Below are 13422 nucleotides of genomic sequence, written 5' to 3'. Positions count from 1 at the left end.
GCTGCTACCACATGTCTGGATACCACCTCAATAGGGGTATGGTCGGGGGCTTACACTGCAGCCAACAAAAATCTTTCTAAAGCCTGATGGCATCACCGAGGAATCAAGTATCTACATTTCAGAATACCGAAAGCGAGATCATCGACTTAATATTCGACCCCTCATTCAAGTTGATGACAAGCTAATGTGGTCCGCAGGGTGCGTGTATCGGTCATTCACGATTTGGCAAGATAAGGTCGGAGAAGGGGGGTTGCCTGCAGAATTTGCTTGGCCAAATGTCAGCAAAGTATTAAAAATCATTAAAAGAAGTATCGAAAATGAGTTGGAAGTGGCTACCCATCAAATCTTTTTAAGATATTTCGATAAGAGCTTGTGTGTTTTAAACTTCGACCCTAGAAAAATAAAAAAGAATGAAAACGTCGGCGATTACGATGTATTAGTCTATATCCCGCAAAAGAATACTTGGGTAATGGTAGAATGTAAGTTCAATCAAACCCCTTTTTGTATGAAAGATATGAAGCGGCTTCGTGAGGAAATTTTTGCGACGGAGAAACCGAGCCATATAACCAAAATTATGAAACGCTATGAGTTTATAAAACAATATCATCAGAAATTTGCGAAATTTTTTGGCTACCCTGTAACCAGTGATGAATCACCCATTATTAAAACCCTTTATGTAGCAAAGTCGATTAATTGGGTTCATCGAGGCTATTCGATGGATAGCAATATTGAGTTCGTGCAACTAGATAATCTAGACTATTGGATAAGAGATAATCTGCTTGAGAAATAAGTAACTTCTGATATCAAATTCGCCCAATTTATTTTATGTTAAATAATATTCTTGAAATCAAATAATTGCCCACTCTATTTTAGATATTACCAAGTATTCTAATAAAAAAATAGCCTTGTAAATTTCTCCGTTTCTTTCATCATACATCAATCACTTGTTTATTTATTGAGCCAACATCCACGCCACCGCTGCATTAATATGTAAAAGTGTGGTGTCAAACACAGGTAGGGGGCTATTTTCTTCATTGATAAGCAGTCCGATTTCAGTACACCCCAAAATTACGGCTTGTGCACCCTGCGCTTTGAGTGTCTCAATGATTTGAATATATTGCTCGGCAGCGCTCGGTTTAATTTGGTTTAAACACAACTCATCATAAATAATGCGGTGCACGATTTGCTGGGCAGATTCGTTAGGAATAATCGTTTGGATACCATATTCGGCTAAAGTTGTTTGGTAAAAGCCATCCGTCATACTAAAACTAGTCCCTAACAATCCTACTTTGTCCAAGCCTTGTTTAGCAATGGCTTGAGCCGTGATGTCAATCAAATGTAAAAATGGTACATCTATCGCATCTGTGATGAACTCAGCGACTTTGTGCATGGTATTGGTGGCAAGTAAGATTCCATCAACGCCTGCGAGTACTAAGCGTTTTGCAGCATCCGCTAACATCTCACCTGCTTGTTGCCAGTTGCCTTGTTTTTGTAGTTGAGCAATTTCTTCAAAGTCGAGATTATAAATCACTAGCCTAGCCCCATGATTAGCGCCAAGACGTTGATTGATTTGTTCATTGATTTTTTGGTAGTAGCTGATTGAACTTGCGGTACTCATGCCGCCAATGATGCCGAGTAGTTTCATATGATGATGCCTATGATTAGTTCCTATTTTAATTGGCTACTATAGGGTAATTTAATAGTTAATGCCCAATACAGTTGTTTTTTAAATTTCAAAATTGTGTGGGTGATTTAAACATCACAATTATTTGCCGAAAACCACTAGCAAAGAATCCTGTCCGAAACTCGAAGGCATCACCACTAAAATTTCGATAGCATGGTTTAACCCAATAAGGAGATAACCATGCTAACCAATCCCCAAACTAAATATCAACGATTCACAGTTGAGCCCTTTTCCACTCGCACCTGGTGTAACAATCAGCTTACTACTGCCCCACGTTGGTGCTCATCTGACTTAAGAGATGGCAACCAAGCGTTAATTAACCCTATGGATACGGACAAGAAGTTGTATCTATTCAATCATTTGGTGGCGATTGGCTTTAAAGAAATTGAAGTGGCTTTCCCTTCAGCATCGGATACCGATTTTAACTTTGTGCGTCAATTAATCGATGACAAGCTTATTCCTAACGATGTATGGATTCAAGTCATTACCCAATCACGTCCTGAACTTATTGCTAAGACCTTTGACGCATTACAAGGCGCATCCAAAGCGATTGTCCATTTATACAATGCTACCGCCCCTGTCTTTCGTGAGGTGGTATTTAACCAAGACAAAGCCAGCACCATAGAATTAGCAGTAAATGGGGCAACATTAGTCAAGCAGCATTGTGAGCAAAATCCCAATACCCAATGGCAATTTGAGTATTCACCAGAAACTTTCTGCTTTACTGAGCGAGAATTTGCTCTAGAGATTTGTGAAGCGGTCAAAGATGTTTGGCAACCAACAGCAGATCGGCCCATGATTATCAATCTACCTGCCACGGTTGAGATGAATACGCCCAATGTATATGCCGATCAAATTGAATGGTTTATGCAAAATTTTTCGGATTTATCACATATTACCATCAGCATTCATCCGCATAATGACAGGGGCACCGGGGTAGCCTGTGCTGAACTTGCCATGCTTGCAGGGGCAACCCGAGTCGAAGGTTGTCTATTTGGCAATGGTGAACGTACCGGTAATGTTGACTTGGTAACACTTGCGTTAAATCTATATACACAAGGCATTTATCCCAACTTAGATTTTTCAAATCTTCAACAAACGGCTAATGTAATGACCTATTGCAACGAGCTGCCGATTCATCCACGACATCCGTATGCCGGTGAACTCGTATTTACTGCCTTTAGTGGTTCTCACCAAGATGCAATTAAAAAAGGCTTTGCCAAACGTGAACAAAACCCAGACATACTATGGAATGTACCGTATTTTACCATTGACCCCAAAGACATTGGTGCAACCTATGAAGCAGTCATACGGGTCAATAGCCAATCTGGTAAAAGTGGCGCAGCGTGGCTGCTTGAAACCCATCATGGCATCAAATTACCCCGTGCGTTTCAGCTGGACTTTAGCCAACGGGTTAAAGACTTTACCCACCAACATGAAAAAGAAGCGAGCATGGCTGAGATTTGGCAGTTGTTTAAAGAGCGTTATGGCTTAAATTTATATCAGCCAGCAGGCTATCAAGTACAGGGCTTTACTGGGAGAAACAATGCCAATGACTACCATTTAACGGTTGAACTTTCTAACCCCAATGAGTTAACAATTGAGGGTATAGGTAATGGCATACTCTCTGCTTTTGTTAATGCGATTAACAGCCACTTTCATAGACGATTTAGCATCGAACAGTATGATGAGCATAGCTTAGGGAAAGCCAGTGATAGCCAAGCGATTTGTTATGTGATGCTAAAAGAAGATGATGAGTCGTTTTATGGGGTAGCCATTGGCGATGATGTCGCAAAAACATCGATGCAGGCGGTGATCAATGCCTGTCAACAGCAACTTATACTTGGCTAAAGTTGTGCTGATACCCAGCAACGTATTGGGTCGGTGATAGCCCAATACGTTGTTTAAAAGCGGTACTAAACGCACTGGGGCTGTCATAACCAACGGCTAATGCCACATCGATCACACTTTGGCCTTGCAACAGTAACTCAAGACTGTGCTGCAACCGCAGCCGTCTTAGCCATTCAATAAAGCTTAACCCTGTTTGCTGAGTAAATTGCCGTGATACGGTGCGTTCACTGATGTTAAGCAGGTGGGCAATATCAGCAAGTGTCCATGGATGCGAGAGTCGCGCACTAATTTTTTCAATTAAGGCTTGATACTCAGGTAAAGCAGGCTTTGGTACTTCAAATTCTGTGAGTGGTGTTAAGCATCTAGTTTCATCGAGTATCAGCTCAACGATCCAGGCTTCACGGGTATTGGTTTGATAATGACTGTCAATACCAACGGCACTGCCAAGCAACGCTTGCAGTAACTCGCTGATGGCAACCACTTGACTGCGATTGGGTAGGTCTGCCCGTGTCAATGGTTCAACAAAGGCGGATAAAACTTGGGTATTCTTTAAAATAGTTAGGCTATGTTCGGTACCTTTTGTTAGCCATATTCCTCGATTTTGGGTAATGGCAAACTGACCATTAGGCGTTGTGACTCGGATAAAACCATGTTTGACAATAATCAGTTGATAACAGACATGACGATGTGAGGGCTCAGACATTCCCGTTTCGTAGTACTGTTCGACAATACTTAATGGCTGTTGAGGTTGTAAGGATTGAAAATACATACGCGATTGGTCAATTCAATGGCTTAATGAGGCTAAAAATTTCTGCTTTCATTATACTTGAAAACTGTTTAAGCTCTCCGATATGGAGTTTGATTTAATTTAGGCAATTGGAATATTTGCCCTTACTGAAAATACTTAGGATATGGCTATTAAGCCTTTCTATGGAGAGATGAAATGAACGATGACTATGTACGTTCTGCAACCATGACCATGCTATCGATTATGGCAGGTATTATTATCATGTTAGTGGTTGCAATAATCTATTGAACCTTCTGCAAGTGGAGTCTTAAGGCTCCACTTCGCCCATCTTTGGTTATGTTAAATATTAAAATTCAAACGCATCCCTTATCAAGGAATATAAACCCTTATCCGCTGCTTGAGCATTTAGCCTATTACGTGGCTGGTTTTTTAGCTCGATGTTGAAATGCTTTCTTAAAATACTCCGCCCCTGCTTTATTGTAAGCTATCAATTCTTGTTCTTGTTTCTCAGTTAATTTAAGATGTCGAGTATATTTGTCATTGTTTGGTACTATAATTTTCGGTTGCTGTTTCATGTTGATTTCCCTTACGCTGTTCTAAGGCTTGCCTTGCTTACTTAAAAATTTCTTTAGTTTGTGCTAATCGTAATTTTTAAGAGAAATAATCTCTTTTAACAATTAATGATACCCACAAAGTTTTCATCATTACTGCCAAAGCATCCCTACTTTGGACTATATACTTATACTGGCCTGAAACTTAAAATAGTAATTTTACTAATAGTGCTACCATAGCGCCACTAACCAAAGAAATTAAAACAACTTTTGCTGTCGTAACATGTACTTCGTTCATGGAAAACTCCTTTATACATAAGGCAATGACTTATAAGCCTTTTTGCCATTAAAAACTTAGCTTAATGAACAAGTAACCTGCCATCTAAATCCTTATTTCTTACTCTTTTTGATTGGCTTTTTAACTTGATTTAACGCTTTTTCCAAGCCCGCTCCCATCTTAAAGGTAATTACCGTTTTTTCAGGAATCTGTATTTCTTCTTTCGTCTGAGGATTTCTGCCGATTCGACTTTGCCTTGTTTTTTTGACAAAGGTACCAAAGCCAACTAAACGCAGCATATCATGCTCTTGAAACACCTCATCAAATACCGCTAAGGTCTCATTTAAAATTTTTCTTGTCTCATCTTCGTTAAGATTCAAGCGATGTTTTAGCTTGTTAATAACAATTTTTTTGTTCATTACAAAGTTCCTTGTGGCAATTTAGTATTACATTATAGTTCTTAATTGACTGCAGGGCGATAGCATATCAAGACGGTTCTACCGTGTGTTAGCATTTAATCATAGTTATTATCTGGATTTTTGTCTAGTATTGATAAGTTAATTACCTAGACTGTTTAAACGAATTCTTAGAACCCAGGACCTCCGCTTCTACCATAACTTGGCGTAAGCTGCTGAGTAGGTTTAGGCGATTGCACAGACGTATCAACGCTTGTCAGTATTTGATCAATATCATTAAACAAGCTCGTCAATGGCTTTAAAAACCGCCGATCCTCATCATACCGCTCCACGGGCTGATCAGACTCGATAAATCCATCATCGATTGCTTGGTTCACTAACGCCTTTGCTTGATTATTTAACAACGTTGCAAGCTTAATACCTTGTGCCAAATACTGACAATGCTTAGGCTTATCTTTTTGATAACCTAGGCCATCAGGGTCTTTAAAGCGTATTTTTTCTGCAAAGCTCATTGACCCGTCCTGTGCTTTTTCTGTCATCTCTTTAATATCATGGGTGGGTTTGACCCCTACCATCGCGCGTTTATATGCCGTCGTGGCTGTTAAAAACATATCCTTATCGCCAATGACTTGACTTACCCTAAGCGCAATCATGGCTTGTAGCGCCCGATTAAGTGAGTAGCGCTCATAGTAGTAATCCGCTTCGATTTTTGCTTGTTTTAATTGATCGAAATAGGCTTTGATTGCCTGGGCAATTTGCTTCTCAAACTCGGTGCGTGCTTCAAGCTGCTTTTTTAACTTAGCGAGTCGTGCTTGTTCGGCAATGGCAGCTTGTCGTTGGGTAATAAATTCAATTGTTTCATCAAGTTCGTTATTTTGGCGTCCTGTGCTTGATATAGCGTAATCCATTCGGATAACTTGGCTAAGATCGCTTGATTTTCCGTTGTCAGTTGCTGGTTGGACTGCTGCAACTGCTGGTTTTGTGTTTGTAGTGCCTGATTGGACTGGTGAAGCTGAGATACTTGGTTGGTCAACGCTTGAATCGTTCGTTGATGCTCGTGATACTGGCTTAGATATTGCTCGGCTAAGCGTGCGGCTTGATCGGCTAACTGCTGATTTTGCGCCAGCAAATTGTCGAGCTGTGTTTTGGTGACGGGTTCTTTGTTCGTATCGATGGTTGACGAGTTTTCTAATTTCTCCATAGCAAGTTTGAGCAAGGCCACTAATTCGCTCAACGCTTGATTGTCTTGCTCGTACTGCTGTTTGAAAACCGTAAACTGCGCTTGTTGCTCGTCTAACAAGGTTTTTGACAGCTGCGCTAAGGCGGTCTCTAACAGTAGGTTTGGATGGTTCGGTAGCATCGTTTAATTCTCCCGCGTTAACTGTTGATACGCCAGGTAAATCCCGCAACAAGTCAGAATAAACAGAATCATCAGTAATGATGTTATCATGAATGTTGACCAAATCCGCCATTCTACGAGCACCGAGATGTTGATGCCCAACGATATCGCCAGCAGGCTTAAAAAGATCACCCACAATATCACTGGTAGTTGATTCTGGCGGTTGATACTCGTTATCAGCTTGCTGCGCCAAGTTTGCTGTTCGCTTAAAAATCGCTGGTAATCCTGCTGCTCGCTCTCGATTCTCAATGCTATCTTCTCGTTCACGTGATTGGCGTAGGTACCCAGATTGCTGTCCACCTGATTCGTGAGTGACGTTAAAGTCGTTTGAGCCTTCTCGTCGATTTGCGTGATCCGTTCTTCCATCTGGGCTAGCCGCGTATCGAGCTGATCTAAACGGGCTGAGATAGCCTTCTGGTCGATCAATGTATCGATACGTTCGTGCAAGGCTTTGTTCGACTCGCTGATCTGGTTCAACGGTTGGCTCTGCTCGGTTTTGAGCTCGGTTTTTAAATCGTTTAGAAAGCTCGTTACTTCGTTTGTCACAGTAGCTTTGATAGTCTGCCTTAAGCCTGAGAATTCGTTCGTGATCTGGCTCTTCACGGTATCTTCGATCGTTTTTTGCTTGGTCAAATTGCTCGCCGAGAGTTCCCCGAGATTCGAAGGTTTTTTCATAAAAAGCTCCTTGTAAACGAATAGGTCTAGCGCCACCGTGTGGATTTTTAATAGAAATAGATTGGTTCTTAATAGCGGTGATCTCGTAATGCTCAGATAGATAAGTAATCACATCATCGCGATGATTGACTGACTCATTGATAAATAACTCTTCTAATTCATCATTAATTTTTCCTAGCGTTTCTTTAACATTTTTAGGTAACTTATCACCAATCCGTGTTAATTTAATGCGCGCCGCCGCAACTGGATCGGTTAAATTCATCTCTAAATTTTTGATTTCTTTAAACGTATCCACCCGTTTTTCATCGATTAGATGATAATAAACCGGTAGCGCTTTGCCAGTGGACAATTCAACATTAGCAAAGACAAAGTTCAGCTCAAGCCTAGGGGTGTTTGTTACCTCATCAATTTTATCGGTGTGTTCTACCCAATAACCAGCATACTGATTTTTATCAAGACCGGTAAATAAACAATGCTCAAATTCATCCATCAGCTGTTGTTTCATTGCTTCAGTAACCGTCTTACTTTCCTCCCCTTCAAATGCCAAACACCCAGCCGTATAAATCTTTGAAAAAGTTAAACCATTAATAAGTTCAGTCACCCACTCAGGATTACCACTCAATAATTTTGCATTTTCGCGAGAAGCGATACCATCTGCATAATCTTTCCCTAGCAAATAGCGTTGCACAGCTCGACCACCCGAAGAATAATGGTTATCTGCAACACTACCCCGCTTAAAAAATTTAACAAGCATTTAATTTTCCATAAAAAATTTTAGATAACTTGCCATAAGTATTTAAAAAAAATTTAAACGATTTTTATAATTCAGGTGCAACGATTTCATCGATGGCACCTATATTTTCTTTAGTAGTATAACGATCTAACAACTTATCGATCTGATGACGAATGAAGGCAAGTTCAGTAGCCAACGCTAAACTATCTAACGTATTATTATTAAAATTGCTATTGGCTATAGTAGTCAGCTGATTTAAATTAACACCAATGCTATTAATTTCTCGCAATAAACCTTGCTCAACTTTGGGTGGATGAATACGACGCTCCATCGGATTTTCTAAGGATTTTAGGCGAATATATTTTGCGACAGGCATCTCACTAATTTTTTGGATTTTCTCATATTCTTCATCATTAAAGCGCACCTTTACCACATGCGTTCGTCTCTCTTGCGCTGATTTTTTCATCACTTATCTCTAACTAACCGCGAGATAATCAACCTAACTCTACAATGTATGCCGCGGGATTTAGCCCAACCTCTTTTTACGACCTCAGCTTTTTAGGGGGAGTAAAATAGGTTGGGCTGGGGGTATTGGGGGGTTTGCCCCCTAATCAAGCGTCCGATAAAACCCCTATGAGCGTTAGCGAAATAGGGGTCTTTATCTATGCTTGCTCTTTTAGCTCTAAGGGGTTATGCTCTTTATTGTCAAATTCTAGCATTGCCTGTGGGCACAGTAAAGACCAAACTTGCTGCTATAACTAAAGCATGCTAAGATTTTTCCATAACTGATATTTTTATTGGATAAGTATGCGAGGTAATAATGAGTAAGTACTTAAGGAAAACCCCTGAGCAATTGGCCCAAGAGATGTTAGCAATTTCTCAAGCATTAGAGTTGATGAATAAAGAAGAAGCAGAAGCACTTGGTACTATTTCTAAGCGTTATGTTGATAGTATTAGTGAACCTAAAAAAGCAGAGGCTTATTTAAAGTTTTTAGATAAATACGCTACTAAAGAAGAGAAAAAGCGTTTAAAAAATCGTATCAATATTTTAAAAAAATTGGCTAGGCAAGACGATACTGATAGCAAGCAATTGACTGTTGATGATAAAGATACTACCAAGATTCAACTTGGTTCACATCAAACAACAGCTTTAGATCATCAAATAGTTGAAGAAAGTGGCATCAATTATGGTAATAATGCAACCACCAATTTGGTTGATAATTAGTTTAATTATTTAGTGTTCAATTATAAGATTGATAGTATTTTTTAGTTAGATACCTACTAAATTTTTTTATCAATTTATATTTTTTATTGATAATTTTGTTTTAGTTTTTTTACTTTTTGATTTTGAATTTTTTCAGCATTAAAGTTTTTTTAGCGATTTTTCTTGATATTTTTTATTCGATTTTCTTGGGTTAGTTAAATTTTTTTAGAAAATTTTTAGCGAAAAAATTTACAGGTTATTATTTTTTTAATTAACAATTTGCTCCGTGTTCTGTTAGTTTTTTTAATTCTACAAGAATTAATAGTTTTTTAGCCAAATCATCCACCCAAGTTCAAGAACAAAAAGTTAATGCGTTTACTAATCCTATCATCAATTCGGTAGATTCAATTTCACATACGAATGAGAATTTGTCTTGACTTTCTTGGTAAAAAAAAAGATTTGAATCGTTAAATCGTTCAAATCTTTTTTATTATGGATCAATCTTTATAAATTTATTTTGATAAGAGTCACTGTGATTTTCTATCAACGACTTGTCTGAGATTACTCAAAAACGCCAACTGGAAGGCTTCGTCTTGGATAAACAATTTGTAAAAATCGATTTCTTTTTTTCGGTCTTCCACGATAATATCTTTGACTAGCTTTTCAAATTCTAAACTACGATGTTGTTCATCATCCGTCGTTAAATATTTTTGTTGAAAGTCAGGATGGTTATAAATCCGTTGTGCCAAATTGATAAATTTGACCCGTTGCTCTTCGGGGGTGACGTGCCAACTTTTAAACCAACGCTCATTAAAATCAGCAATAATTTTATCTAAAGTGTTGGTTTGAGGCTCAGTATGTACGCCAATGACATTGGGGTTAGTTGGATCAATGACCGCTTCTTTTTCATCTAATGTTATGGTTGAACCTAGAGCGGTTCGTTCAATCGCATAAGTGTTTAAATCAATCGATTCTAACAAATCGTCGATGTCATCATCTTCTTGGGTGCGAATGTTAAGCTCAGGAATCAACGCTCTTAATAACCAAAACAATCGCTCCCATTCAATTTTATTAAACGGCATAATGGATGCCAGACGGCTGTAGAGTTTGACAAATTGTTTGGCTTGCATTTTAAATTCAATTTTCGCATCATCGCTGAGTTCTAGCTCGTGATTAAAGCGTTCTGCCAACATATTGATTTTGCCTTGCAAGGTTTCCATGCTTGCCCCGCCAAAGTAAGCTTCGGCATAGTCAATCACTTCATGCGGTTCATAAACGCCTACCGCATCAAGTTCGGTTTTGATGTCGTTTAAGACATTGACATCGGTCGCTTGGCTTAGGGTAGTGACGGTAAAGTATTTATCGAAAGCGGTTTTAATATCGCTGACGCTATTAAAAAAATCCAGTACAAATAGGTCTTCGGTTTTTTTGTCGTATTTATTCGCCGAGCGGTTGAGCCGTGACAGGGTTTGGACTGCCAACACATCTCGCAATTTTTTATCGACATACATGGCGGTGAGTTTGGGTTGGTCAAAGCCTGTCAAATATTTGTTTGCGACGACCAAAATTCGGTAGTCATCGCTATCAAATTTTTCTTTGGTTTTGCTATCCTCAAAGCCATTGATTTGGCTTTCGGTGTAGGTAATGCCGTCCACGAGTTTTTCACCACTAAAGGCTATCATGGCTTTAAAGGGGTTGCCTTTTTGCTCCAGTAAACGGTTAATCGCTTGGTAATAACGGATTGCCATTTCGATATTTTGCGTGACTATCATGGCTTTGGCATGCCCTTTTAGGCGTTTTTTGGCAAAAATATTGCTGATAAAGTGGTCAAGCATGATTTCGGCTTTGACATCGATGGTTTTCTGTTGGCGTTCGACATAGGCTTTCAGGGCTTTTTGTGCCTTGTTAGAATCAAATGCTGGGTCATTTTCGACCGATTTTTGAATCTCGTAGTAAGATTTGAAGGTGGTGTAATTGCGTACCACATCCAGAATAAAGCCTTCTTCAATGGCTTGCTTCATGGAGTACAGGTCAAAGGGAGTAAAGCGACCGTCGGCTTGTTTTTCGCCAAACTTTTCTAGGGTGCTGTCTTTTGGGGTGGCGGTAAAGGCAAAATAGCTGGCATTGCCCCGCATTTTGCGGTTTTGCATGTGTTTTTCGATGGCTTGGACAATACGGTCTTGGTTGTTGTCTGTATCACTGTCTTGCGTATTACTGTCTTTTTCGTCATGGACATTTAATGCGGTATTCATGCCGTCATGTGCCTGTCCACTTTGTGAGCTGTGCGCTTCGTCAATGATGATGGCAAAGTTTTTGTCCGCCATTTCGCCAATGTCGTCTAGGATAAAGGGGAATTTTTGAATAGTGGTGATGATGATTTTTTTGCCGTTTTCTAGGGCGTTGCGTAGGTCTTTTGAGCGTTCGGCATGGGCGATAATGCCTTTGACTTCGCTAAACTGCTTGATATTGTCTTTGAGCTGTTTGTCCAAAATTTTGCGGTCAGTCACTACAATCACCGAATCATATAGCAGCTGTTCTAGCCCTTTCGCCCCTTTTGCTTGTTCGCTGTGCGGGTAGGCTTCTATAAGCTGATAGGCAAGCCATGTGATGGAGTTGGACTTGCCAGACCCTGCGGAATGCTGAATCAGATAGCGTTTGCCAACGCCATTGCCAGCGACGTCTTGCACCAATCGCCTTACCACGCTCATTTGATGGTAGCGGGGGAAATACAGGGTCATGTCACCAAGATTGGGCTTTTTGATGTCGGGATTATCACAGCCTAATCGCACAAAATGGCTGATGAGATTAACTAAGCTGTCAGGCTGTAACACTTCGTTCCAAAGGTATTCGGTGTTAAAGCCGTTGGGATTGGGTGGGTTACCTGCGTTGCCGTGGTTGCCTTTATTGAACGGTAAAAAGAAGGTATTTGCCCCGTTTAGCCGTGTGGTCATGTAGGCTTCTTGATTGTCTAGGGTAAAGTGGACAATCGCTCTGGCAAAGTTAAATAGCGGGTCATCAAGGCTTCGATCTTTTTTGTATTGTTCGATGGCGTTAAAACGGGCGGTTTGGTTTTTATGGGTGCTTTTGAGTTCTAACGTGATGATAGCTAGACCGTTTAAAAAAATGACCAAATCCACCGAGTTGCCGTTATGCTGGCTATAACGAACTTGTCGGGTAACGGTAAAGATGTTTTGTCGGTAGTTATCACGGGCGATTTGGCTAGAGCTTGCTAGGGGCTTTGGGTAAAGAAAGGTTAAGTTGGCGTTGTCCACGTCCAAGCCTTTTTTGAGTATGTGCAGTATGCCGTATTTTTTGATGGTATTGTTGAGGCGGTGGATGATGGTTTTTTGCCAGTCTGGGTTGTGTTTGGCGATGGTGTCTAGGGCGGTTTGTTGGCTGTTATGCAAAAATTGCCAAAAAAAGTGGCTGTCGATGGCTTGGATTTTGTCAAAGTCGGCAGGGTTGCCTTGTTGATAGCCGTTGGCAGTTAGGGCGGTGACGATGTGGTCTTCAAGTTCTTTTTCGCTAAAGTTGGTCAATTTCTGCATGGGTGGCTCGTTAGATTTTTATTTTGCCTGTGACGGCTTGGTTGATTAGGATGTTTTTGTATTCTTTTAGACGGTCGATTTGGGTTTGGTAATTATCGACAGACTTTTTAAAGTGTTGTTTTAAAATCTCAATATGAGCAATAATTTCTTTTTGTTCATCAATTGATGGCAAAGGGAAGTCAAAATTTTTAAGATTTTGAAAATTTAGCCCTTCACGTCCCCCGCCTTGTTGAAAAAACCAAATTTGTTTTTGTCCCACTTCAGACGACATTAAACCGTTAAGAACCTGTTCACAATCTTTTCAATAACAAAGCGATGAAAGCAAGATTGGTAAAT

Annotated in this window: 11 protein-coding genes; 3 read left to right on the top strand and 8 right to left on the bottom strand. The window is 40.0% G+C overall.

Going from position 1 to position 13422, the window contains the following annotated elements:
- Positions 1-250: 250 nt before the first annotated feature.
- Positions 251-790: a hypothetical protein gene (locus RTN07_RS10900; protein ID WP_312177959.1), complete on the top strand. Its 540-nt coding sequence runs from the start codon at positions 251-253 to the stop codon at positions 788-790.
- A 162-nt stretch (positions 791-952) separates the two neighbouring features.
- Here the strand turns inward: RTN07_RS10900 and RTN07_RS10895 are convergent, their stop codons facing one another.
- Entirely contained in the window at positions 953-1645 is a 693-nt protein-coding gene (locus tag RTN07_RS10895; protein WP_312177957.1) for an aspartate/glutamate racemase family protein, read from the bottom strand.
- Positions 1646-1864: 219 nt separating this feature from the next.
- On the opposite strand from RTN07_RS10895, the gene leuA reads away from it, so the two are divergent.
- Positions 1865-3535 (top strand): 2-isopropylmalate synthase, encoded by a 1671-nt coding sequence (leuA, locus tag RTN07_RS10890; protein WP_312177955.1) that lies wholly within the window; start codon positions 1865-1867, stop codon positions 3533-3535.
- On the opposite strand, the gene RTN07_RS10885 is transcribed toward leuA, so the two are convergent.
- From RTN07_RS10885 to RTN07_RS10865, 5 genes are all read right to left on the bottom strand, one after another.
- Entirely contained in the window at positions 3522-4304 is a 783-nt protein-coding gene (locus RTN07_RS10885) for an AraC family transcriptional regulator (protein WP_312177954.1), read from the bottom strand. The two genes, leuA and RTN07_RS10885, sit on opposite strands and share 14 nt — an antisense overlap.
- 392 nt (positions 4305-4696) lie before the next feature.
- Entirely contained in the window at positions 4697-4858 is a 162-nt protein-coding gene (locus RTN07_RS10880; RefSeq protein WP_312177952.1) for a hypothetical protein, read from the bottom strand.
- Between the two features lie 366 nt (positions 4859-5224).
- Positions 5225-5530: an HU family DNA-binding protein gene (locus RTN07_RS10875; RefSeq protein WP_312177950.1), complete on the bottom strand. Its 306-nt coding sequence runs from the start codon at positions 5528-5530 to the stop codon at positions 5225-5227.
- Between the two features lie 167 nt (positions 5531-5697).
- Entirely contained in the window at positions 5698-8355 is a 2658-nt protein-coding gene (locus tag RTN07_RS10870; RefSeq protein WP_312177949.1) for a hypothetical protein, read from the bottom strand.
- 64 nt (positions 8356-8419) lie between these two features.
- Positions 8420-8800 (bottom strand): plasmid mobilization protein, encoded by a 381-nt coding sequence (locus tag RTN07_RS10865; RefSeq protein WP_312177947.1) that lies wholly within the window; start codon positions 8798-8800, stop codon positions 8420-8422.
- 354 nt (positions 8801-9154) lie between these two features.
- Between RTN07_RS10865 and RTN07_RS10860 the strand changes: the two genes are divergently transcribed.
- On the top strand, positions 9155-9559 hold the full coding sequence (locus RTN07_RS10860) for a hypothetical protein (RefSeq protein WP_312177945.1): 405 nt from the start codon (positions 9155-9157) through the stop codon (positions 9557-9559).
- Positions 9560-10065: 506 nt separating this feature from the next.
- On the opposite strand, the gene RTN07_RS10855 is transcribed toward RTN07_RS10860, so the two are convergent.
- A complete protein-coding gene (locus RTN07_RS10855; RefSeq protein ID WP_312177944.1) occupies positions 10066-13086 on the bottom strand; it encodes a type I restriction endonuclease subunit R in 3021 nt (1006 codons plus the stop codon).
- A gap of 10 nt (positions 13087-13096) precedes the next feature.
- Complete coding sequence (locus tag RTN07_RS10850) at positions 13097-13357, bottom strand: restriction endonuclease subunit S (protein WP_312177942.1); 261 nt, start codon at positions 13355-13357, stop codon at positions 13097-13099.
- Between the last annotated feature and the right edge of the window lie 65 nt (positions 13358-13422).

The organism is Moraxella sp. CTOTU46934, from assembly GCF_031979465.1.
GTDB classification, from domain to species: domain Bacteria; phylum Pseudomonadota; class Gammaproteobacteria; order Pseudomonadales; family Moraxellaceae; genus Faucicola; species Faucicola tetraodonis.
The sequence above is the reverse complement of the archived record's forward strand: the minus strand, read 5'-3'. Positions and strand labels throughout refer to the sequence as shown.